General features: G+C 63.4%; 20 protein-coding genes. 14 read left to right on the forward strand and 6 right to left on the reverse strand.

From position 1 onward, the window contains the following. Window positions 1–18: 18 nt before the first annotated feature. A complete protein-coding gene (locus LB565_RS09700) occupies window positions 19–2,337 on the reverse strand; it encodes an FdhF/YdeP family oxidoreductase (RefSeq protein ID WP_224583269.1) in 2,319 nt (772 codons plus the stop codon). A gap of 255 nt (window positions 2,338–2,592) precedes the next feature. Between LB565_RS09700 and LB565_RS09705 the strand changes: the two genes are divergently transcribed. The 3 genes from LB565_RS09705 to LB565_RS09715 all read left to right on the forward strand — a co-directional run bounded on the left by LB565_RS09705 (window position 2,593) and on the right by LB565_RS09715 (window position 4,409). Next, window positions 2,593–2,754 (forward strand): hypothetical protein, encoded by a 162-nt coding sequence (locus LB565_RS09705; RefSeq protein WP_224583271.1) that lies wholly within the window; start codon window positions 2,593–2,595, stop codon window positions 2,752–2,754. Window positions 2,755–2,860: 106 nt separating this feature from the next. Continuing rightward, on the forward strand, window positions 2,861–3,667 hold the full coding sequence (locus LB565_RS09710) for a nucleotidyltransferase (RefSeq protein WP_224583272.1): 807 nt from the start codon (window positions 2,861–2,863) through the stop codon (window positions 3,665–3,667). Further along, window positions 3,660–4,409: a metallophosphoesterase gene (locus tag LB565_RS09715; RefSeq protein WP_224583275.1), complete on the forward strand. Its 750-nt coding sequence runs from the start codon at window positions 3,660–3,662 to the stop codon at window positions 4,407–4,409. Before LB565_RS09710 ends, LB565_RS09715 begins: the two co-directional genes overlap by 8 nt. 24 nt (window positions 4,410–4,433) lie before the next feature. Here LB565_RS09715 and LB565_RS09720 read toward each other — a convergent pair whose 3' ends face one another. Both LB565_RS09720 and LB565_RS09730 read right to left on the reverse strand, forming a co-directional pair. Next, on the reverse strand, window positions 4,434–4,715 hold the full coding sequence (locus LB565_RS09720) for a hypothetical protein (protein ID WP_224583277.1): 282 nt from the start codon (window positions 4,713–4,715) through the stop codon (window positions 4,434–4,436). 292 nt (window positions 4,716–5,007) lie between these two features. Beyond that, a complete protein-coding gene (locus LB565_RS09730; RefSeq protein WP_224583279.1) occupies window positions 5,008–6,021 on the reverse strand; it encodes an ATP-dependent DNA ligase in 1,014 nt (337 codons plus the stop codon). Between the two features lie 336 nt (window positions 6,022–6,357). On the opposite strand from LB565_RS09730, the gene LB565_RS09735 reads away from it, so the two are divergent. Beyond that, window positions 6,358–6,966 (forward strand): cysteine hydrolase family protein, encoded by a 609-nt coding sequence (locus LB565_RS09735; RefSeq protein WP_224583545.1) that lies wholly within the window; start codon window positions 6,358–6,360, stop codon window positions 6,964–6,966. Window positions 6,967–6,973: 7 nt separating this feature from the next. Here the strand turns inward: LB565_RS09735 and LB565_RS09740 are convergent, their stop codons facing one another. Further along, a complete protein-coding gene (locus LB565_RS09740) occupies window positions 6,974–7,417 on the reverse strand; it encodes a PPC domain-containing DNA-binding protein (RefSeq protein WP_224583280.1) in 444 nt (147 codons plus the stop codon). Between the two features lie 181 nt (window positions 7,418–7,598). On the opposite strand from LB565_RS09740, the gene LB565_RS09745 reads away from it, so the two are divergent. The 3 genes from LB565_RS09745 to LB565_RS09755 are packed head-to-tail and all read left to right on the forward strand — an operon-like array spanning window position 7,599 to window position 11,522. Beyond that, window positions 7,599–8,216 carry a (2Fe-2S)-binding protein gene (locus LB565_RS09745; protein WP_224583282.1) on the forward strand — a complete coding sequence of 206 codons (618 nt, stop codon included), beginning with the start codon at window positions 7,599–7,601 and terminating at the stop codon, window positions 8,214–8,216. Window position 8,217: 1 nt separating this feature from the next. Further along, complete coding sequence (locus LB565_RS09750) at window positions 8,218–9,240, forward strand: FAD binding domain-containing protein (protein WP_224583284.1); 1,023 nt, start codon at window positions 8,218–8,220, stop codon at window positions 9,238–9,240. A gap of 2 nt (window positions 9,241–9,242) precedes the next feature. Then, the gene (locus LB565_RS09755; protein WP_224583286.1) at window positions 9,243–11,522 is read left to right on the forward strand and encodes a xanthine dehydrogenase family protein molybdopterin-binding subunit; all 2,280 of its coding nucleotides are present in this window, start codon (window positions 9,243–9,245) and stop codon (window positions 11,520–11,522) included. Window positions 11,523–11,530: 8 nt separating this feature from the next. On the opposite strand, the gene LB565_RS09760 is transcribed toward LB565_RS09755, so the two are convergent. Continuing rightward, window positions 11,531–12,625: an FAD-dependent oxidoreductase gene (locus tag LB565_RS09760; RefSeq protein WP_224583288.1), complete on the reverse strand. Its 1,095-nt coding sequence runs from the start codon at window positions 12,623–12,625 to the stop codon at window positions 11,531–11,533. 412 nt (window positions 12,626–13,037) lie between these two features. After that, window positions 13,038–15,494, reverse strand: a complete 2,457-nt coding sequence (locus LB565_RS09765; protein WP_224583289.1) for a membrane-bound PQQ-dependent dehydrogenase, glucose/quinate/shikimate family — start codon at window positions 15,492–15,494, stop codon at window positions 13,038–13,040. A 346-nt stretch (window positions 15,495–15,840) separates the two neighbouring features. On the opposite strand from LB565_RS09765, the gene LB565_RS09770 reads away from it, so the two are divergent. Genes LB565_RS09770 through LB565_RS09800 form a run of 7 tightly spaced genes read left to right on the forward strand, consistent with a single transcriptional unit; the run spans window position 15,841 to window position 23,265 of the window. Continuing rightward, window positions 15,841–16,347 carry a cytochrome c3 family protein gene (locus LB565_RS09770; RefSeq protein ID WP_411970628.1) on the forward strand — a complete coding sequence of 169 codons (507 nt, stop codon included), beginning with the start codon at window positions 15,841–15,843 and terminating at the stop codon, window positions 16,345–16,347. Beyond that, a complete protein-coding gene (locus LB565_RS09775; RefSeq protein ID WP_224583293.1) occupies window positions 16,331–19,306 on the forward strand; it encodes a TAT-variant-translocated molybdopterin oxidoreductase in 2,976 nt (991 codons plus the stop codon). Before LB565_RS09770 ends, LB565_RS09775 begins: the two co-directional genes overlap by 17 nt. Then, window positions 19,299–20,657 (forward strand): NrfD/PsrC family molybdoenzyme membrane anchor subunit, encoded by a 1,359-nt coding sequence (gene nrfD, locus LB565_RS09780; protein WP_224583295.1) that lies wholly within the window; start codon window positions 19,299–19,301, stop codon window positions 20,655–20,657. Before LB565_RS09775 ends, nrfD begins: the two co-directional genes overlap by 8 nt. Continuing rightward, window positions 20,654–21,181 carry a DUF3341 domain-containing protein gene (locus LB565_RS09785; protein ID WP_224583297.1) on the forward strand — a complete coding sequence of 176 codons (528 nt, stop codon included), beginning with the start codon at window positions 20,654–20,656 and terminating at the stop codon, window positions 21,179–21,181. The genes nrfD and LB565_RS09785 overlap by 4 nt, the downstream gene beginning before the upstream one ends. A gap of 20 nt (window positions 21,182–21,201) precedes the next feature. Beyond that, window positions 21,202–21,714 carry a c-type cytochrome gene (locus LB565_RS09790; RefSeq protein WP_263488437.1) on the forward strand — a complete coding sequence of 171 codons (513 nt, stop codon included), beginning with the start codon at window positions 21,202–21,204 and terminating at the stop codon, window positions 21,712–21,714. Next, on the forward strand, window positions 21,711–22,826 hold the full coding sequence (locus tag LB565_RS09795) for a hypothetical protein (protein WP_224583301.1): 1,116 nt from the start codon (window positions 21,711–21,713) through the stop codon (window positions 22,824–22,826). Before LB565_RS09790 ends, LB565_RS09795 begins: the two co-directional genes overlap by 4 nt. Beyond that, window positions 22,819–23,265, forward strand: coding sequence for a hypothetical protein (locus LB565_RS09800; protein WP_224583303.1), 447 nt, complete (start codon window positions 22,819–22,821; stop codon window positions 23,263–23,265). The genes LB565_RS09795 and LB565_RS09800 overlap by 8 nt, the downstream gene beginning before the upstream one ends. The last annotated feature ends 6 nt before the right edge of the window (window positions 23,266–23,271 follow it).

Consider the following 23,271-nt stretch of genomic DNA (forward strand, 5'->3'; position numbering starts at 1 on the left):
TCAATCGCCAAGTCGGCGCTAGCGAGATGGCGCCGAAGTCGTCATCACGCGGACCGGCACCGACTTTGCCGCCGGCACATGAGCCTTTTCGGCTCGGTGCCACAGCGGAATGAGCGGATTGAGCTCGGGATAGTAGCCGGCGCAATCGCCGCGTGGAATTGAATAGGGAGTGACGCGCAATCCGTGCACGCGGCGCTCGACATTATCGGCTGCCGCCGATTCCAGATCGATCTCCTGTCCGTCATGGAGTCCCAGCCGTTCGATATCGTGCTCGTTCATGAGCAACACCATGCGCGTCCCGTCGATGCCGCGAAGGCGATCGCGGTAGCCGTAGACGGTAGTGTTGAATTGATCGTTGGAGCGAACCGTGATCAGCGTCAGCACGTTGGATTGCGAGACGTCAATGTCCGGATCCGTTTCCAGCATCGTCGGCGGCTTGAAGTTAGCCTTCTTGTTGGGGGTCTGCCACACCCGTTTCGAAGCCTTGATGTCGCGATGAAACCCGCCAGGCGCCAGGAAGCGTTTGTTGAAGTCCTTGAAATGGTCCGGATAGCAACGTTCGATCTCGTCCCGCACGCGGGCATAGTCGGCCACCCATTCATCCCACGGAATCGAGCTCTTGCCGGCAACTGTCGCTTTGGCGAGTTCGGCAACGATGCGCGGCTCGGAGAGCAGGTTGGGTCCGGCTGGCGGGCGATAGCCGAAGGAGCCATGGATGCAGGCGGTGGAATCCTCAATGGAGACGTGCTGCTCGCCGGTATCCTGCCGGTCCTTCTCGATGCGCGAAAGGCAGGGCAGCAAATAGGTGACGGCTCCCGGTATCAGGTGACTGCGGTTCAGCTTCGTGGCGATCTGGACATGCAATCTCAGATGACGCCAGGCGTCTTCGACAAGCCCGGTTTCCGGGACGGCCCGGACGAAATTGCCGCCCAGCCCAATGAACGCCCTCACCGAGCCGTCGATCACGCCCTCGCATGTTTCGACGGTGTCGCGCCCTTTCTCGCGTGGCGGTTCGAACCGATAAAATTCGGCAAACTTGTCGAGCGGCACAAGCTCGGGCTTTTCGGAGATGCCGACGGTTCTTTGGCCTTGAACATTGGAGTGGCCGCGAAGCGGGGACACGCCGGCGCCTGGCTTACCGATATTGCCACGCATCAGGAGCAGGTTGCAAAGCATGTGGACGTTCTCGGTCCCGTGCCGGTGCTGCGTCAGGCCCATGCCGTAATTGCCGATGACCGCGGAAGCCTTGCTGTAGACATCCGCCACATGCTCGAGGTCGGCGCGCGCGATGCCCGAACGCATCTCGATTTTTTCCCACGGTGTGCGGCGTAGATAGGCCTCGAACGCATCGAAGCCGTGCGTGTGTTCTTCGATGAAAGCGGTGTCGAGGACGCGCGGTGCGCCGGTCCGCCTTGCCGCGTCGTCGAGCGCGAGAACGGCTTTCGCGATGCCGGTCATGGCGGCGATATCGCCGCCGCCGCGGATCTGGAAGAAGTCGCTGGACATCTTGGTGCCGGCGCCCGGCGAAAGCATTTCAACCGGGTTCTGCGGATTCTTGAAACGCTTCAGGCCGCGTTCCGGCAATGGATTGAACGTGATGACCGGTATGCCGCGCTGGCGCGCCTCCTCGATCGGGTGAAGCAATCTGGGCGCGGTCACGCCGGTATTGTGGCCGAAGAAGAACATCAGGTCGCTACGGCTGAAATCCTCCAGTTGCACGGTACCGACCGGCGAGCCGATCGATTCAGGCAGGCCGACCGAGGTCGACTCGTGGCACATGTTCGAAGAGTCCGGCAGATTGCTCGAGCCGTAGATGCGTGCGAAGAGCTGATACATGAACGATGCCTCGAGCGAAGCGCGGCCCGAGGTGTAGAACACGACCGATTTCGGATCGAGTTGGCTCAGCTCTTCGCCGATATCCCGGAATGCGGCCTCCCACGCCACCCGCTCATATTTGTCGGTGACCTCGTTGTAGCGCATCGGCTCGAGCAGGCGACCCTGCTTTTCCAGATCGTGATCGGGCCAGTCGAGCAGCTCGTTGACGGAATGCGCGGCGAAGAACTCCGGGCCGCAGCGCCGCTTCGTCTGATCCCAGATCGTCGCCTTGGCGCCATTCTCGCAGAACTCGAACGGGCGCGGCTCGGCAGGCTTCGCCCAGGAACAGGAGACGCACATATAGCCGTCCGCCTTGTTCTGCTTGAGCAGCGTGCTCCAGATGCCGGACGTCAGCAGACCTTCTGCGCGAGCCTTGCGGATCAGCGATCTGAGGGATCCCCATCCGCCGGTCGGGTGGTTGTATTTGCGGATTTCGATGTGGTTGGTGGTGGAGGGCCTCATGGTGGAACTCGGTCGGCTATCGCTTTGATCTCCAACCCTTCTGGCGCCGTTATGTTCCAGTGCCGGCGAACGCTGCGGCAGAGTCGTTCTGCGCGAGATGGGCCGCCTAGCCTGCTCGGCCGTCGACAACTGCCCGCCGTGACCTGTCCGGCAGCGGAACATTTGACCCCTTTACCGGTTAGCCAACACCGGGTTTGGCGTGTCACGGCAACCCTGGTTGCGGGAGCATTGCCTTCGATCCGGGAAGGAAGACCAATGTCAGGCACCGATTTATGGCTCATCGTCGTCGCGGGCGGTCCCCTCCTTCTTTTGCTCGTGATCGTCTACGTTCTCCTCACCCGCCGGCGCCGCGGACCGGCGGAGCAACGCGAAAGCGACCGGGCAGCCGAACGTCTGTACCGAGAGGAAGGCGACTAGAGCCCTGGCGGCGCCGCATCCAAGGCAGTGTCGTTGAGGGCGGAACAACGCGGGGCCGTCGCTATTATCGAAGCGGACGTGAAGATCGACACCGGAGCAACGGTTGATGGCCAACGACGAGCTGCCGGGAGTGCTGGCGACGCTGCCTGTGATCAACGCCAAGGCGGAGCCCACGCCGAAGAGCGCGGAGGCGGAAGCTTTCTATACGCAGGCGATCCGCGAGCTCGCCGCCACCGACATTCCTTTTCTGGTTGCCGGGACCTATGCGGTGAGCGCCTATACCGGCGTCGTGCGTCAGACCAAGGACCTCGATATCTTCTGCAAGGCCGGCGATTGCCCGCGCGTCCTCGCCCATTTCAAGGATATCGGCTACGCCGTCGAGATTGAGGATGATCGCTGGCTGGGGAAGGTCTTCGAAGGTTCGCATTTCTTCGATGTGATCTTTGCATCAGCCAACGGCACCATGCTGGTGGAGGACCAGTGGCTGGAGCATGCCCGCCAGGTCGAGCTGCTCGGCAGCCGTGTCCGGATCATCGGACCGACGGAGCTCATCTGGTCGAAATGCTTCATTCAGGACAGGGGCCGTCACGATGGCGCCGACATCGCCCACACCATCCTCAAGGCGCATGATCAGGTCGACTGGCACAGGCTGCTTTCCTATCTCGACGTCCACTGGGAGGTGCTTTTGATGCAGTTGCTCAACTTCCGCTGGATCTATCCGAGCGAGCGCGACCTTGTCCCCGACTGGCTGCTCGACGATCTGCTCGAGCGGCTGGCCACACAGCGGCGGCTGCCGTCGCCCAGAATGAAGATCTGCCGTGGCCGGCTGCTGTCGCAGATCGATTATGAGATCGACGTCAAGGAATGGGGCTTCGCAGGCGTCGGCGGCGTTGGAGAATTCCGCGATGGCTGAACAAAGCAAGGCAGACCGCAAAGCGAGCGGAAACGGCAAAGTCAAAGTCGCCGCTGTGGGCGATCTGCATGTTCAGGAAGATGCGCAGACCTCCTACCGCGATCTGTTCGGCGAGGTTTCGCGCGAAGCCGATGTCCTGGTGCTTACCGGGGACCTCACCAATCTCGGCAAGCCGAAGGAGGCCGAGCTTCTGGCGGAGGATCTCCGGGCCTGCTCGATTCCCGTGGTCGCGGTGCTCGGCAACCACGACTACGAATCCGGTTGCTCAGAGCAGATCGCGGCGACGCTTCGCCATGCCGGCGTGCATCTCCTCGACGGACAGGCGACGGAGCTGATGGAGGTCGGCTTTGTCGGCGTGAAGGGCTTTGTCGGCGGTTTCGGCTCGAGGATGCTTGGGTCCTTCGGTGAGCCGGCAATCAAGGCCATGGTGGCCGAGAGCGTCAGCGAGGCGATGCGGCTCGAAAATGCCATGCGGCAAGTCCGCGCCAAGCACACGCTTGTGGTGCTTCACTACGCACCGATCGTGGAGACGGTCGCTGGCGAGCCGCCGGAAATCTTCCCGTTCCTCGGCTCTTCCCGGTTGGCCGAAACGATCGACCGGTTCAAGGTGAGCGCCGTCGTGCACGGGCATGCTCATCGTGGCACTTTCGAAGGCCAAACTCCCGGCGGCGCGAAAGTTTACAATGTCGCCATGCACATCGCGAAACCGACCGGCCGGCCTTACGCACTGCTCGAGATCTGAGCCGGTCAGCGATTTGGTGACCGGCTAGACTTCGTCAAACCGGCTGCCTTCCTTGGAAGGATCCTTGGACAGCACACGCTCTTCCTGGTCATCGGGCAAGGCTTCGTCACTTTCCTGGAAGGGGTTATCGTCATCCTCTTCCGGCAGATCGCCTTCCGCTTCAGCATCATCCTGCGGGTCACCGTTCACGGCAACGCTGTCAGGCAGGATTCTGCCGCCCTCCAGGGCATCCCAGTCCTGCTGCTCGATGGTCGGGGCTTCGGTTTCTTCGGTCTTTGCAGACCGCTGTTTGTCGCGCGGGTCCATGACGTTCTCCAATGCTGGGGTTCGAGTGAAGAACCTTTCGCCGAAACAGTTGTTCCGCTTCTTACACAATCACGGAACGGTTGGCGCGATTGCCCGGGAACAGCCTTCCCATCACGGCAGCGTGCCCGGTCATCCGTGTATTCATGCGGTGATGGGCTATGGCGGCAGATCACCTTTTCACAAATTGCTTCCGAGATCGTTTCCGCCCCGATCGCCGGCGCACAGGATGCCGATGCGGATCTCTTCGCTTTCAAAACGTGATTCTGAGAGGCTGTTGCGAGCGGATTGGAAGCTATTCGATCTGCTCGAACGTGCACTGGCTCGGCGCCTTGTCGGGTCGCCAGCGCAAGAGTCTCGTGCCGTGCCGGAAACGGTCGCCGGTGACTTGGTCGAAGCGGACCTCGACGACCAGTTTTGGCCGCACCGGTTCCCACGCGCCGCTGCGTTCGGTGCTCCATCGGCTCGGCCCGCCTGGTGCCTTGCCGGTGAAACCTGACCCGCCACGCAACTTCTCGAGCCTCTCGGTGAGAGCGGCGCGCTCGCCATTGGCGATGGTCGAGGTGAAGCCGACATGATCGAGCTGCCCATTGTCATTGTAGAGACCAAGCAGCAGCGATCCGACTAGCCGCGTGCCACTGAGATAGCGAAAGCCGCCGACCACGCAGTCGGCTGTGCGTAGCCGTTTTACCTTGATCATAGCGCGCTCGCCGGGCCGATATGGCTCGTCGAGCCCCTTGGCGACAACTCCGTCGGTCGAACCCTGGCCCGAGCCCCGCAGCCATTGCTCGGCAGTCGCAATGTCGGTGGTCGATCGCGATAGCCGCAGCGCTGCGCCTGCGTAGCCGGACAAGAACGTTTCCAATGCAGCGCGTCGGTCGGCCAGGGGCGCTTCGAGCATGATCTTGCCGGTCGGCGCGACAAGCATGTCGAACAGGATCAATCGCGCCGGCGTCTCCATGCTCAGCTTGCGAATGCGGCTTTCCGCCGGATGCAGCCGCATCTGCAACGCGTCGAAGGAAGCGCGACCGTCGATCTCGATCACGATCTCGCCATCGACGACGAAATCCTCGGCGTCGAGCCTTCGTACCATGGTGATCAGCTCCGGAAAGTAGCGCCCGAGCGGCTTGCCGGATTTGGCGCGAAGATCGACATCCTCCTTGCCCTTGAAGGCGAGGCAGCGGAAGCCATCCCATTTCGGCTCATACTGCCAAGGCCCGTTCTCCGTCGGCAACATTTCCGCAGTTCGCGCTTCCATCGGCGGCGTGTCCAACGGCAACGGAAAGCTGTTCGCCCGAGCGGCTACCATCGCTCTTCCGTATCGCGATGAGGCAGGTCGATGCCGCAGCTGTCGCAATCACAGTAGTGCACACGTGGATCGCCGGCCACACGGTAACGGATCCTGCCGCAGAGGCATCCGCCTGAACGTTCGCCAGTCGCCGGGTTGGTGAGAGTCTCTGCTGCATCCATCCAGCTGAACGCTCGGCGCCGGATCTGGTTTCCGGCGGGAACAGCCAACAAACCAAAGCGTTGTTCAACATTCCAAGGATCAGGGCTTGATCTCCAATCACCACTGCCGCGCGTTGCCGTACATGCATTTCCGCTTCATTCCGCTTCCGCCGAGCCGAATTTATCGGGTGTTCTGATGTCAGCTCCAGGCTTGACCTACGGGCCGCTTGGCGATCACTGCGCCCATCTTTGCGTCGACATGCAAAAGCTGTTTGCCGAGCCCTCGGAATGGGCAACGCCCTGGATTACCCGGGTCCTTCCGCGAATTGTCAGTCTGGTCGAAAGAAAGGCCGAGCAAACGATCTTTACCCGCTTTATTCCGGCGGCGAGGGCGGGGCAGGGTGCCGGTACCTGGAGACGCTACTACGAGCGATGGGCCTCGATGACGATTGAAGCCGTCGGTCCGCAGATGGTGGACTTGCTGCCGGCGCTGCGCGCATTTTGTCCGCCGGCCCAAGTGATCGACAAGCATGTCTATTCGCCCTGGCCGGAGGGCAGACTGCAGGCTGAGCTTGCCGGCCGAGGTGTCGATACTTTGGTGATCACCGGCGGCGAAACCGATGTCTGCGTTCTCGCCACCGTTCTGGGAGCGATCGACATCGGCTACCGCGTCGTGCTGGTCACGGATGCGCTTTGCAGCTCTTCCGACGCTACTCATGATGCGCTGATGACCGTCTATCATCAGCGCTTTGCCCAGCAGGTTGAGACGGTAGAGATGGAGGTCGTTCTCTCGGCCTGGAATTGAGAGGCTGCTACGCCTCGAGATCGATCAGCGCAACGCCAAGCTCGGAACGCTTCCGGCGGCGCAGGTGGCCGGGCGATTCCAGCACCGTGACCTCCAGCGTGGGTCGCACGTAGCCTTCCAGCAGGTGTCCGCCTCGCGTCGACCCATCGCCGAGGCCGAGCACGGCATGCATGTGAAGACTGGGTTTGCCTCTATCGTCGACGGCAATGTCGCCGATCGCGCTCAGCACTTCGCACTGCTCATCGACGGGAATCCTGCGATAGGATTTCGACTGGAAATCGAACCAGCCGACCACCGCCTTCTCGAATGCCCCGATTGCGGTCAGGGATGCGGCGGTCATTCCCTGCTCGACCGCAAAGGCTGTCAGGCAAGCGAAAGCTTCTTCGCCCGGGTCAAGCACGACCACAAATGTCCTTTGTTCGGATGTCTCGCCAACCAGCTTCGATTTCATGATCAACTCGCGTCAACGGCCACCGCCAAGGGCCGAACTCGGAATCGGGCTGCGTGTTCCTTGCTTGTTTCTGGAGCCGTGGAGCACCTTTTTGTGAAGCTCGGCCGTTTCGCGGGTTAATTCGGAACAATGCTTCCGGTCATTGGTTGGGGCCAATGACCAGCCAGCGACGGAGCGAGCCATGTCCCAGCCTTCAGCCTCACATGTTGCTCTCAACCGGCGAAATTTCATGACAGGCACGGTGTCCGCCGCCGCGGCCGTGCCCCTGCTTGGCTCACCGGCGAAGACGCAAGAAGTCACACAGTCGAGGGCACGACTAAGGGAGCCGGTCGTCACGACGTTGCGGATCAACAAGCAACGTCACGAGCTTTCGCTCGATCCCAGAACGAGCCTGCTCGACGCGTTGCGCGATCACGCCGGGCTCACCGGCACCAAGAAAGGCTGCGATCACGGCCAGTGCGGCGCGTGCACGGTGCTGGTCGACGGCAAGCGCGTACTTTCTTGTCTGAGCTTCGCGGTGATGAACGACGGCAAGGAGGTGACGACGATCGAAGGGCTCGCGTCCAGCGACGGCAAGCTGCATCCTATGCAGCAGGCCTTTATCGACCACGATGCCTTCCAGTGCGGCTACTGCACGCCGGGCCAGATCATGTCGGCGATCGGCTGCGTCAATGAAGGTCACGCCGAATCCGAGAATGACATCCGTGAATATATGAGCGGCAATATCTGCCGCTGCGCCGCCTATCCCAACATTGTCGCCGCCGTTCTGCAGGCACGCGGCGAGACAAGAGGGGCATGAGATGCGACCTTTCGTCTATGAACAACCGACCGACATTTCCGCAGCGGTCGCGCTGGCGTCCAACTTCACGACCCGCGACGATCAGCCGACGCGAGCCAATGCGCAGTTCATCGCCGGCGGCACCAATCTCGCCGATTATATGAAATTGGGGGTCGCTGAGCCGAACCGTCTGCTCGACCTCAACCGGCTCGAGGAGCAAAAGCTCAGGCAGATCCGGGTAACGGAAGACGGCATCCGCTTCGGCGCCCTGGTTCGGATGGGCGAGGCTGCGGATCACCGCGAGATCAAGGAGCGCTATCCGGTCATTGCCGAGAGTTTGCATTTGGCGGCAAGCGGCCAGATCCGCAACATGGCAAGCCTCGCCGGCAATGTCCTGCAGCGCACGCGCTGCGAATATTTTCGCGAGACGTCTTGGGCTTGCAACAAACGTATGCCGGGGTCGGGCTGTGCCGCGATGGACGGCTTCAACCGGCAGCATGCGGTGCTGGGGGGCAGCACCGCGTGTATCGCCACCTATCATGGCGACTTCGCTCAGGCGCTGATCGCGCTCGACGCCGTCGTCCTCACCGAAGGTTCGCGCGGCGCGCGCAAAATCCCGTTCGCCAAACTGCATCGGCAGCCCGGCGATACGCCGCATATCGAGACGGATCTCGCCGCCGACGAGATCATCACCGCCATCGAGGTACCGGCTCTGCCGTGGGGCCGGCGCTCGCTCTATCTCAAGATCCGCGACCGCGAATCCTATGCCTTTGCGCTGGCTTCGGCGGCCGTTGCGCTCGACCTCGACGGCGAGACTGTGCGCGAGGCACGCATTGCGCTCGGCGGCGTGGCGACCGTGCCGTGGCGCGCCAGCGCGGCCGAGGAAGTCCTGCAAGGGAAGAAGCTTGACGATGCATCGGCAGGAGCAGCGGCGGACGCCGCCTTCGCCGAGGCCCAGCCGCGCCAACACAACGCGTTCAAGATCGAACTCGGCAAGCGAACATTGGTGCGCGCGCTGCTCGAAACCCGCGACATGAAGGTGTGACCATGGACGCTGCCGCTCCAAGACCCAAGGAAAACCAGGGCGAACCGCTGCCGCGCGTGGATGCGCGGCTGAAAGTCACCGGGCAGGCGCACTACCCCGCCGACCTGCCGGCCGCCAGCATTGCCTATGGCGCGCTGGCCACCAGCAGCATCGCCAGAGGCAAGGTGACGAAGCTTCGCCTCGACGATGCCCGCGCTGTGCCTGGCGTGCTCGACATCGTCACCTATGGCGACATGGACAAGATCGACAAACCGAAATTCGGCAATTCCAGCGCCACATCGATCGGTCCACTGCATGACCGGACGATCTTCCATGACGGCCAGATCATCGCGCTCGCGGTTGCCGAGACTTTCGAGGCGGCCGAAGAGGCGGCGCAGTTGATCCGCGCCGAATATGAGGAGGACAAGCCGACCGCGAGCTTCGACAGTCCGGGCACGAAGACCGTTGCGGCGGCCGGCAAAAGCCCGATGTTCAAGGAAGACGTCAAGGCCGGCGACTTCGACGCCGCCTTTGCCGCGGCGGCGGTCAAGATCGACCAGCGCTATTCGACGCCCACCCAGCATCACAATCCGATCGAGCTGTTCTCGACGACCGCGTACTGGCAGGGCGACCAACTCGTCGTGCATGAGCCCTCGCAGAACGTCACCGGCTGGAAAGTCGAGCTTGCCAGACAGCTGAAGATGGATCCGGCGAATGTGCGCATCGTAAGCCCCTTCATCGGTGGCGCATTCGGTTCGAAAGGGCCGATGACCCCGCGCACCGCGATCGTTGCCGTTGCCGCCAAACGGCTCGGGCGTCCGGTGCGTTGCGTGACAAGCCGCATGCAGGCTTTCGGCACCCAGACCTACCGGGCTGAAACGCGGCACCGCATCAGGATCGGCGCCGGCAAGGACGGCCGCATCACCGCTTTCGCGCATGAAGGCTGGGAGGTGACCTCGCGCCCCGATCTCTATGTCGTCGGCGGCACGTCGGCCACGGGCCGCATGTACGGCTATGGCTCGGTGCTGACCCATGTCTCGCTGGTGCAGGCGGACCGCAACACGCCGGGTTACATGCGTTCGCCCCCCGAGACGCCTTATGTCTATGCGCTTGAAAACGCCATGGACGAGATGGCGGTGGCGCTTGGCATGGATCCGGTCGAGTTCCGCCGGATCAACGAACCGAAGACAGAGCCGATCGGCAAGAAACCGTTCTCCAGCCGCTCGCTGATCCAGTGCTACGACCAGGCGGCGGAGGCCTTCGGATGGGCCAGACGCGATCCGAAGATCGGCGCGATGCGCGACGGCGAGTGGCTGATCGGCATGGGCTGCGCCACGGCAATCTATCCCACCGCCGTCGCGCCATGCGCGGCGCGCGTGCGCCTGACGGTCGATGGCGATGTGCGCCTGCAATGCGGTTCGCACGAGATCGGCACCGGCGTGCGCACCGTGGCCGGCCAGATGGCGTCGGAGCGGCTCGGCGTCGCGATCGACAAGATCAGTGTCGAAATGGGCGACAGCAGCCTGCCTCCTGCGCCCGTCTCAGGCGGCTCGATCTCCACGGCCAGCGTGTGTTCGGCGGTGCTCAAGGCCTGCGACGCTATCCGAACCAAGCTATTTGCCGCCGCGACTGCCGAGGGCGGTCCGCTGGCCGGCTCCCATAATGAGGAATTCGACCTTGCCGACGGAAAGATCGTGGCGAAGAGCGGCGCGTCGGCCAAGGTCGAGAACGTACTGAAAGCCATGCAGGTCGGCGCGATAGAGGAATATGCCGAGTTCGCGCCCAAGGGCGCGACACCGGAAGCACTGAAGAAGCTCTATGCGGGCACGCCGGAATTCCACGGCGGCGAGCAGGACGAGGACTCGGTGAAATATGCCTTTGGCGCCGAGTTCGTCGAAGTGCGCATCAATCGCTACACCAGGGAAATCCGCGTGCCGCGCATCGTCGGCGCATTCGCGGCCGGCCGCATCATGAACACGCGCACGGCGCGCAGCCAGCTGATGGGCGGCATGATCTGGGGCATCGGCCAGGCGCTGCATGAGGCGACCGAGGTCGACAGGCGCTACGCCCGCTACGTGAACCGCGACCTGCAGGACTATCTCGTGCCGGTCAATGCCGACATCAAGGACCTGCAGGTGATCCTGGTTCCGGAGATCGACCACGCGGTCAACCCGGCCGGCGTGAAAGGCTTGGGCGAACTGGGCAATGTCGGCACGGCTGCCGCCGTCGCCAGCGCGGTCTTCCACGCGACGGGCAAGCGCATCCGTGACCTGCCGATAAGGATCGAGCAGTTGCTCGTCTGACAGCCCTGCTACTCCTTCAGACCGGCAACGCGCTCGAGAAGAGGCTTCTGCAGGGCCGGGAAGCGGCCGATGGCCGTCATCGCAAGATTTCGGAACGTCTGCACGAATCTGTTGGTCGACTGCACCGTCGACAGAACGCGTTCGCTGAGCTCGATCCAGCGATGGCCCACCGGCCGGCGCTCATCCGTGTATCCAGCCAGCGTGCCGTCGCCGAAACGCCGGGCGAAGGACGCGGCATCCTCGATGCCGAGATTCATGCCTCGCGCGCCAAGCGGCGAATGGACATGCGCGGCATCGCCGCCGAGGAAGACGCGGGCGGTCTGGTAGCGTCTCGCCTGCTTCGCAGGAATATGGAAACGGTCGGTCCGCAGCACCTGCGACACGCGGTAATTGCCCGGCACATGCGCCAATGCATCGGGCGTGTTGGAGACGGAGCGAAAACGGCTGTCGCCGATCGGTATGATGAAGCCGACGTCGCCGCCACGATTGACGAATGCCTGCGCAGAACCCGGCTCGTAAGGCCAGGATGCGATCTCCGCATCAGTGATGCTCCATTGCCGCCTGTGCGTGTAGCCCTCGAATTCGATGCCTGAGGACTTGCGCACCGAGCTGTCGGCGCCGTCGGCGCCGAAGACGATGTCGAAGCTGTGTCTTTCCTCGTGACCGCTTCGGCTGATCCTGGCCTCCACCTTATCGGCGTGCTCAGTGAGGCCGACCAGTTCCGTGCGCCATTCGACGTCGATGCCGAATGTCGCCAGCGTATCGGCCATGATGCTTTCGGTGACGCGCTGTGGCAGCGACAAGAGGAAATTGTAGCGGTGCGGCAGCAGCGAGAAGTCGATTGTGAGAAGCTCCCGCGCTTCCACATGGAAATGCGCGTGGCGTATCTTGAGCCCCTCGGCCAACAGCTTCCTGCTCACCCCCGACGCTTCGAGGACATCGAGGCTGTGTGCGCTGATTCCCACAGCCTTGCTGAGCGCCGTGGGCCCATCCTTCTTGTCTATGATGCGGGAATGGGCGCCGCCTCGCGCCAGCTCCAGCGCGGCGGTCAGTCCTGTCGGACCGGCGCCGACTATGAGGATGGAAGCTTTTTCTCGGGGCACGATCGTCGCCTTTCCCAAACTGTCCGCACGGGTGCGGCACTTGTCGACGATATGATGAGACGGAACGCTTTGCGGGATGAGAGGTTGCGCACCGATCAGCCTCTCCACCCATCTGTGTTTAGCGATGGACGCTTTTCGCCCGGTCGTCCTTGGAACTGTTTTTTCCCACGCCGGTTTGAGTATGGGCCAACCTGACAGCAACAGGGCAGAGTGACGTTCATGTTTCACCTTGGCGTGTGGATGCTGCCCATCGCGGGCATCCCTCTGATCCTCATTCTGATCTGGATGTATTTCCTCGCCAGGCGCCGAAGCCGGCGGCCGGCGGAGCGGAAGGACGGTCCGTCACAGCCGACGGGGCGGCGTCGCAACGACCTGAAGCACTGAAGTCTTTAGCCCGACTGACCGATCTCTGTCACCCGGCCGGCAAAGCGTAGGCGATGACTTCGTCGCCGACCTTGGTTTCCATGAAGTGGTGGCCGCCGGGCGCGATGACGACATACTGCCTGCCGTCGGCCTCATAGGTCATCGGCGTCGTCTGGCCGCCGGCGGGAAGATCGGCCTGCCACACCTCCTTGCCGGTCTTGATGTCGATGGCGCGCAGCTTGTTGTCGGTCGTCGCGGCGATGAAGATCAGGCCGCCGGCCGTCACCAGCGGACCGCCATTGTTCGGCGTCCCGATGGTCAGCGGCAGCATTGAAGGAATGCCGAAGGGGCCGTTGTTCTCGGCGCTGCCGAGCGGCTGGTCCCACAGCGTCCTGCCGGTCTTGAGGTCGATGGCGCGGATATGGCCATAGGGCGGCTTCGAGCAGAGAAGGCCCGTGGACAGGCGCCAGCCGGCATTGACCGCGATGGCGTATGGGGATCCGGCCTGCGGGTCGCCGATGTCCTTCACCTTTTTCGGACTGCCGCCCTTGTCGATCGGCTTGAAGCCCATCTCGTCCGCCTTCTTGCGCGGAATGAGCTGGTCGTAGTTCGGCATGTCGTTGTAGTTGGCGATCAGCACGCCGCTGTCGGTGTCGACGGCGATGCTGCCCCAGTCCGAGCCGCCATTGTAGCCGGGATATTGGATGAACGGCCGGTCGACCGTCGGCGGCGTGTACTCGCCTTGGTAGGAGGCGCGATGGAACTGGATGCGGCAGTAGAGCTGATCCAGCGGGCTCATGCCCCACATGTCCTTTTCGGTGAGCGCCGGCTGATCGAGATGCGCGTAGCCGGAATAGGGCTGCGTCTTGGAAAGCTTATCCGGCTCGACGCCGCCCGAAGGAGCCTTGCGCTCCTCGACCGGGAAGAGCGGCTTTCCGGTCTTGCGGTCGAGCACATAGATCTGGCCTTGCTTGCTGGGCACGATGATGGCCGGGATCTTGCCCGTCACGGCCGGGAAATCGACCAGCGTCGGCTGCGAGCCGAGGTCGTAGTCCCAAAGGTCGTGGTGCACCGTCTGGAAATGCCAGACCGGCTTGCCCGTCGTGACATCGATGGCGACGAGCGATGAGTTGTATTGGTTTTCGAAATCCTTGCGGTCAACACCGTAATAGTCGACTGCGGCATTGCCGAGCGGCAGGTAGACATAGCCGAGCTGCGGATCGGCGGCGGCGACGGTCCACATGTTCGGCGTGCCGCGGAAATAGGTGTCCCCGGCGGGCGGCGTGCCGGTGCGATCGGGATGGCCCATATCCCATGCCCAGGCCAGCTTACCGGTGACGGCGTTGTAGCCACGGATGACGCCTGAGGGCGCATTCTTGGCCTGGCCGTCCTTGACCTGCGCGCCCACCACGGCGATGCCGCGCACGATGGTCGGCGGCGCGGTGACGGAATACCAGCCAGGCACCGTCTCGCCGATGCCCTGATTGAGATCGACGCTGCCTTGCTGACCGAAATCCTGGCAGGGTTTGCCCGTCTTGGCATCGATGGCGATCAGCCTTGCGTCCAGCGTTCCAAAGATGATCCTTGTGGCGCAGGCCTGGTCGGCGTTGGCGCCTGGAACGGAGAAATAGGCGACGCCGCGGCAGCTCGCGCCGTAGGGTATCGCGTTGTCCGACACTTTGGGGTCGTAGCGCCATTCTTCCTTGCCGGTTCGGGCATCGGCAGAAATGACAATGTCCTTGGCCGAGCAGGCGTAGAGGTGGCCGCCGATCTCCAGCGGCGTGTTCTCGGGCGAATAGAGGTCCTTGGTTGCGCCATTCGGCATATCGCCGGTGTGGAACGACCAGGCGCGGGTGAGCTTGGAGACATTCGCCGCCGTGATCTGATTGAGCGGCGAATAGCGTGTCCCCAGTTCCGATCCGCCATAGACGGGCCAATCATTGCCGGCCTGATGGACCGCAGCATCCTGCGACGGCGGCGCGCTGTTCGGCGCCGGCTGCGCGGCAGGCGCCGGCGGTTGCGCCGGTTGTGACTGCGCCAAGGCATTGATGTGCAAGAAGCCGAACGCGCCCAGTGCAATGACCGGCAGCAGCAAGCCGGTCACATAGGCTGCGTTTCGGTTCCCGCGCCCAGTCCGGTTGCGGAAGGCGGGGATCGCGAGCAGAACGAAGATGAGGATGACCGTGGGGGCGAGCACACGCGGCATCAGGGCCCAGCCATCGAAACCCACCTCCCAATAGGCCCAGGCGAGCGTGGCGAGCCAGGTCAGCAAGTATAGCCAGACGCCGGCCATGTTCCCCGCCAACAGCAGGATGCCCGCGAGCAGCAACGCGATGCCAGCCGGCAGATAATACCATGAGCCGCCGAGCGCGACCAACCAGGCACCGCCGCCGCCGATCAGCACGCCGAGGACGATCAGCAGAATGCCGATCAGCGCTCTCCACCAGAAAGCGATGCCGCGATGGCGTGCAGCGCGACGAGGGTTGTTTGCAGCGGCGTCGGTCATGACATTTTCCAGCGTGAAACAGATCGTGATATCTGGCGAACGCATGGGAGCGGCTGTGGTTGCGGATTAAATCCGCGACCTGTTCCCGGTTGCAGTCACCATTCTGTGATTCCGACACGGGCTCGGAACCTTAGCGGCGAAAGCACCGTTAGGGGGCGTCAACTCTGGGTTCGCCTTCAGCAGAATCGGCGAGGGGATGCCGCAAATCTTCTCGAAAAACGCCAATGGCGTTGCGCGCTTTGTCATCTGGGGAAGTTGTGCAGTTCTGTTGATCGCAGCCGCGATCGGGACAATCCTTCCCCGTTCGGACCTAGTAACGGGAGTAGGTGAGCCATTGGCGCAGCCGGTGCCGTTCAGTCACAAGCACCATGTCGGCCAGCTCGGCATCGACTGCCGTTATTGTCACAATGGCGTCGAGACCTCGTCTTCGGCGGGTCTGCCGGCCACCGAAGTTTGTATGACCTGCCATTCGCAGCTTTTCACCAATGCCGATATGCTGGCGCCGGTCCGCGCAAGCTTGGCCGGCGGCAAGCCGATCGAATGGCAGCGCGTCAACAGCGTGCCCGACTTCGTGTTCTTCAACCACGCCATTCACGTCAACAAGGGCGTCGCCTGCGAGACCTGTCATGGTGAGGTCGACGACATGCCGCTGACGAGGCGGGCGCATACGCTGAGCATGGAGTGGTGCCTCGGGTGCCACCGCAACCCGGAGCCGCATTTGCGTCCGCCGCAGGACGTGTTCCTGATGCACTGGCAGCCGCCTGTGGACATCGATGAGATCAGGCGGCAGCTGATCGGCGTGCTCGACATCCACCCCGAGACGATGACGGATTGCTATGTCTGCCATCGCTGACAACAGGCTTGGTTCCGCCATCGATATCGAGGCTCTGCGCAAGCGGCTGGCGCATGGCGGCGAAATGTGGCGCAGTCTGGAAGAGATCGTCGGCGCTGCCGAATTCCGCCGCTTCGTCGAGGCCGAGTTCCCGGCAATCGCGGAACGCCTGCCGGCAAAGCCGAACCGGCGGACGCTGCTGAAGCTGATGGGCGCATCGCTGTCGCTTGCCGGGCTGGCCGCCTGCAGCAAAGCAGAAAGCATCGTGCCCTATGTGCGCCAGCCGGAAATCCTGATCCCAGGCAAGCCCGTCTACTACGCGACGACACTGTCGAGTGACGGCTTCGGTATCGGCGCCATCATCGAAAGCCATGAAGGGCGGCCGACCAAGGTCGAGGGCAATCCCGATCATCCGGCCTCGCGCGGCGCCACCGACGCGGTGATGCAGGCGGCGGTGCTGACGCTGTTCGATCCCGACCGTTCACGCACGCCGCTCAAGGATGGCCAGCCGGCATCACATGGCGATTTCCTCAAGGACATGGCGGCGCTTGTCTCGCGATGGACGGCATCGCAGGGGCAGGGCGGGGCGTTGCTTCTCGATGCCTCTACGTCGTCTACGCTCGCGGCTCAGATCGATGCGCTGCGGGCTCGCTATCCGAAACTGAAAATCTACCGCCACGACCCGTTGGCGATGCCGGCCGCAGGGGAGGCGTCGCGTGCTCTGTTCGGGTCGGCGCTGACGCCGGTCTACCGCTTCGATCGTGCCGAAACGATCGTCAGCCTCGACGCCGATTTCCTCGGCGAAGGGCCTGGTCGGCTCGCCTATGCGCGCGACTTCACTGCGCGGCGACGTGTACGCAGTCCCAACGACCGGATGAGCCGGCTTTATGCGGTGGAGTCGACGCCGACAGTCACTGGGGCTGCCGCCGATCATCGGCTTGCGATCAAGCCAAGCGAAGTCGAAGCCGTGGCTGCCGGATTGAACGCGGCGTTGACCGGCCAAGCCGGAGCTTCCGGCTCGCCGATCGACCAGGCGTGGATGGCGGCGCTGGTCGACGACCTGAGGGCGGCGGGCCGAAATGCGCTGGTCATTGCCGGAGCGCATCAGAGCGCATTCGTTCACGCTGCTGCGTTTGCCGCCAATGCGAAGCTTGGCGCGCTTGGCAACACGGTCGAGCTGATCGAGCCGCCGGATGCGCTGTCGGTCGACGGCGATCTCGGAGCGCTGCGCGAGGCAATCGGCGATGGGGCCGTGGACACCGTCGTGGCGCTGGGGACAAATCCGCTGCACACGGCCCCGGCAAGTGTCGACGCGCATAAGACATTCTCTGGCTTGAAGCTGCTGGTCCATCACGGGCTCTACCGCGACGAGACGGCGTTCCTGGCGCACTGGCATGTGCCCGCGGCGCATGAGCTCGAGAGCTGGAGCGACATCCGCGCCTATGACGGCACACCCTCGCTGGTGCAGCCGCTGATCAAGCCGCTCTATGACGGCAAGACCTTGCACGAGCTGCTCGCCGTGCTTGGCGGCCAGTTCGAGACCGATCCGCTGTCGCTCGTCCGGCGACATTGGGCAGCACTCGATGACGACGCCTGGAAGAAGGCGTTGCGCGACGGCATTGTGCCGAACGGCGCTGCCAGGCCCGTATCCGTCACCGTGCCGCCGAATCTGGGCGGACTAAGGCCAGCGGCGAACGCGGCCGATGGCATCGAGATACGGTTCGTCGCCGATCCGTGGCTGCGCGACGGCCGCTTTGCCAATGCGTCGTGGCTGCAGGAATTGCCGCGGCCTCTGACCAAGATCGTCTGGGGCAATGCAGCGCTCATCTCGCCCGCCACCGCAGAGCGGCTGAAGATCGCAAATGGCAAGGTCATCAACGTCGCATCCAACGGGGCGGACATCGATGCGCCGGCCTGGATCGTGCCCGGTCATCCAGATGAGACGGTGACGCTTTCCTTCGGCTTCGGACGCAGGGCCGGTTCCGTTGCCGCGCTGGCCGAAGGCTACGACGCATTTCGCGTGCGCAACGGCGCTGAATGGTTTGCCACCGGTACGGCCATTGCGCACCGTGAAAACAGCGCGCGGATCATCACCACGCAGGATCATCACGCGATGGAGGGGCGCGCCATCGTGCGCCATGCGTCGCTCGATGCTTTCCGGCAGAGCCCGGATTTCGTCCGCCAGGATGCGCCGCGGACGCCGACGGAGTCACTTTATCCCGATTGGCCCTACGACCAGGAAGCCTGGGCGATGGCGATCGACCTCTCGGCCTGCATCGGCTGCATGGCCTGCGTTTCGGCTTGCCAGGCCGAGAACAATATCGCGCCGGTCGGCCCGGAGGAATGCGAGCGCGGCCGCGAAATGCACTGGCTGCGCGTCGATCGCTACTATGCCGGACCGCTCGATGCGCCCGACACTTTTTTCCAACCGGTTCCCTGCATGCATTGCGAGAAGGCGCCCTGCGAGGTTGTCTGCCCGGTCAATGCCACCGTGCATACGCATGATGGGCTGAACGCGCAGGTCTACAACCGCTGCATCGGCACGCGCTACTGCTCGCAGAATTGCCCCTACAAGGTGCGGCGCTTCAACTTCGTCGACCATCAATCTTTCGACAAGGATGAAGCCGGGCCGGAACAGGGCGTGCACAACCCGAATGTCAGCGTGCGCTCGCGCGGCGTCATGGAGAAATGCACCTATTGCGTCCAGCGCATCAGCGCCAAGCGCATCCAGGCGCAGATCGAGAATCGCGACATCGCCGATGGCGAAGTTGTCACCGCCTGCCAGCAGGCCTGCCCGACGCAAGCTATCACCTTCGGCGATCGCAACAAGAAAGATGCAAAGGTCGTTCGCGAAAAGAGCGCGCCGCAGAATTACGCGCTGCTGGAGGAGCTGAACACACGGCCGCGCACCACCTATCTCGGCAAGATTTCCAATCCGAACGGCAAGCTTGCCAAGCCGGGCGAGGCGACCGATGGCTGAAGCGAGCGCGAACAGCCCGGCCGTCCTGCACGGCCGTCACGATTTTCCAGAGATCAGCGGACGCATCGGTTCGATCGTGCTCAACGGCCGCCTGCCGCGGCATTTCTGGACCGCGTTCTTCCTCTGCTTCCTGCTGGTTTTGCTGCTGCTCTATTCGATCACATATCTGATAGCGGTCGGCGTCGGCGGCCTCGGCATCAACATGCCGGTGGTCTGGGGCACGATGATCTCCAACTTCGTCTGGTGGATCGGCATCGGCCATGCCGGCACGCTGATCTCGGCGGTGCTGTTGCTGCTGCGCCAACCATGGCGCGCCTCGATCAACCGCTTCGCCGAAGCCATGACGCTGTTTGCCGTCGCTATGGCCGGCCTGTTTCCCATCCTGCATCTTGGGCGACCGTGGTTCTTCTACTGGCTGCTGCCGCTGCCCAATGTGCATATGCACTGGCCGCAGTGGCGAAGTCCGCTGGTCTGGGACTTCGCGGCGATCGCCACCTACGCGACCGTCTCGCTGCTGTTCTGGTATATGGGCTTGCTGCCCGACCTGGCGGTGCTGCGCGACCGCGCCAGGTCGAGGCCGGCGCAGCTCTTCTACGGCATATTGGCGCTCGGCTGGCGCGGCTCGGCCTTCCATTGGGCGCGCTACCAGACCGTCTATTTCCTGCTTGCCGCTTTGGCCACGCCGTTGGTCGTCTCGGTGCATTCGATCGTCTCGCTCGACTTCACCTTCGCGATCACGCCCGGTTACCACTCGACGATCTTCCCGCCCTATTTCGTCGCCGGCGCGCTGCTCTCCGGCTTCGCCATGGTGCTCACCATCGCCATTCCGCTGCGCTGGGCCTTCTCGGTCAAGGACCTGATCACGCTCAGGCACATGGACAATGCCGCCAAGCTGATGATCGCCGCCGGCATGGTCGTCGCCTATGGCTATGTCTCGGAGGCATTTTTCGCCTGGTATTCGGGCGCGCCCTACGAACGCGCCATGATGGTGCAACGGGCCGTAGGTCCCTACGCGCCGCTGTTCTGGACAATGCTCAGCCTGAACTGCGGCGTGCTGCAACTGCTGTGGTTCAGACGCATCCGGCGCAACATGCCGCTGCTGTTCGCGATCGCCGTCGCCATCAATGTCGGCATGTGGATCGAACGCTACATCATCGTCGTGACGGGGCCGAGCCGAGATTATCTGCCGACCTCCTGGGGCGAGCAATCCTTGACCTGGCTCGATTTCGGCATCCTGTTCGGCTCGATCGGCACTTTTTTCGCACTCGTCTTCCTGTTCATCCGCATCCTGCCAGCGATCACCATCTTCGAGGTCGAGGAACTGGCTGAGGAAGAGGGCAAGCTCAGATGAGCCTCTACGGTCTCATGGCGGTGTTTGCCGAGCCCGAAGCGCTGATCGAAGCCGCGCGCGGCATGCGCGAGCGCGGCTATCGGCGCATGGATGCGTTCTCGCCGTTTCCGATGAAGGAGCTTGACGGGATATTGGAGATCCCGAAGACGCGCCTGCCTTGGGTCGTGCTCGCCGGCGGCATCGCCGGCGCCGTACTCGTCTATGCGCTGGTCTGGTACTCGGTCGAGATCGACTACCCCGTCAATGTCGGCGGCCGGCCGCTGCATTCCTGGCCGCCTTTCGTCGTCATCGCATTCGAGGCCGGCATCCTCGGCGCTGCCTTCGCCGGCTTCCTGGGTGTGCTCGCAGCCAATGGGCTGCCCCGCTATCACCATCCGGTCTTCAACGCCGAGAGCTTCAGCTACGCGCGCGGCGGCAAGTTCTATCTGCTGATCGAGGCGACCGATCCCAAATACCGCAAGGGCGTGACGAGGGGCCAGTTGACGCGGCTCGGCGCCGAGCTCGTCGAGGAGATCGAGGCGTGAGCCGCCTCGGCCTCACGCTTATGATCGGTGCGCTGGCCGTCGCCGGCTGCCGGCAGGATATGGAGGACCAGCCGCGTTACGATCCTCTGGAGGCGAGCAGCCAGTTCGCCGACGGCATGTCGGCGCGCACGCCGGTGCCGGGTACGGTGGCGCGCGACGCCGATCTGATGCCGGTCCCCGACAAAATCCCTTATCCGATCACCATCGAGCTTCTGCAGCGCGGACGACAGCGTTTCGACATCTTCTGCTCACCCTGCCACGACCGCACCGGCGATGGTCACGGCATGATCGTCCAGCGCGGCTTTCCGGCGCCGCCGAGCTATCATCAGGATGCGCTCCGCAAGGCCTCGGACCGACACTTCTACGACGTCATCACCAACGGCTATGGCGCCATGTATTCCTACGCGGCGCGAGTGCCGCCGCAGGACCGCTGGGCGATCGTCGCCTATATCCGCGCGCTGCAATATTCGCGGGCAGCGCCGGTCGCCGAACTTCCGCAAGCGCTGCGCACGCGGCTCGAGGCGTCGCCATGAGCCGCGTCGAGCAAGGCTTTCTGGCGGCGGGCGCCGTAGGACTTGTCGTCTGCGGTCTGGGCGCATCGCTCGATGCCAAGGCGATGCTGAGCGCCTGGCTCCCCGCAATTCTCTTCGCGCTCAGCCTGCCGCTCGGCGCGCTGACCATACTGATGGTGCACGGGCTGACCGGCGGGCGCTGGGGCGATGCGGTCCGCCAGCCTTTGCGGATCATGATCGCGATGCTGCCATTTGCGCTCATCTTGCTCCTGCCGGTGCTGATGCGGCTCGACCTGATCTTCCCATGGGCCGGCGCCGATCCCGCGATGCGTTCTGAGCAGGTTCGCGAGAAGCTTGCTTATCTCAACGTGCCGTTCTTCCTGCTGCGCTTTGCCTCCTGCGCTGCTATCTGGCTCGTTCTCGCGTGGATGGTGCTCGACGCGACAAGCGAAGAGGCCGGCTCGAACGACCGTAGCGGAAAAAAATACGCGCTGGGCCTCATCCTTCATGCGCTAGCCGTCAGCGTTTTTGCCATCGACTGGATGCTGTCGCTCGAGCCTGAATTCACCTCGACCATCTATGCGCTTTGCGAAGCCTCGGCCGAGGTGGTCGGGGCATTCGCGGTTGCCGTCCTGGTGCTGGCGGCAAGGCGGGCAGTGGAAGTCATGCCCGGCGGCGAGGAAGACGTCGCGCTCAGCGAAGATCTTGCCAACATGCTGCTCGGCTTCGTGCTGACCTGGATCTATCTCGCTTTCATGCAATGGCTGGTGGTCTGGGGCGGCGATCTGCCCGATGAGATTCATTGGTACGTCATCCGCGGCGACGATGGATGGCGCTACCTGCTCTACCTGTTGGTCGCCTTGCAGATGGCTGCCTTCGCGGGTCTGCTCAGCCGGAAGCTGAAACGCAGTCATGCCGGGCTGGTCTGGCTCGCCGGAATTGCCTTGGCAGGCCATTTCGCCGATGTGTTCTGGCGTATCCGCCCGCCACTCTTTTCCGGCGGGCTCCTGGCATTGTGGCATGATGCGGCCGCCTGGATCGGAGTGGGCGGGCTGTGGCTCGCGCTGTTCCTCTTCCTGCTCCGCCGACCGGACAAGATCCTCTGGTGGAAGCGCGAGGTCGCCCATGGCTAAGGCGCACCATCACCCCGAGACGCGCGATGTCCAGCCGCGTGTGCTGCTCGCTTTCGGCGCCGGGCTGTTGCTGTTCATCGCGTTAGCCGCGATCGGCGTGAAGCTCATCTTCAACACCGCGCCGACCTGGTTGCCGCTGCCAGCCAACACCAATCCCGAAAACCCGGGTCTGCAGACCGCGCCAAAGCAGGATCTGGCCGCGTTCCGCGCCGAGGAGGATCGCCAGCTCAAGACGCTTGGCTGGGTGGACCGCAACGCCGGCATCGCGCGCATTCCGATCGACGACGCCATGTGGGCGGTGGTCAGCCACGGCCTGACGGATTGGTCGCAACAGACGGCAGCGGCCACGGAGCCTGATAATTGCGCATTGCTTACAACTGCGGTTCCCCGCGCACCGCAGGCCGAAAGCTGCCGGCAGCAGGACGGAACAGGGCGATGAGAAGCT

Source organism: Mesorhizobium sp. CA14 (genome assembly GCF_020165195.1).
In the GTDB taxonomy this organism is placed as follows: Bacteria; Pseudomonadota; Alphaproteobacteria; order Rhizobiales; family Rhizobiaceae; genus Mesorhizobium.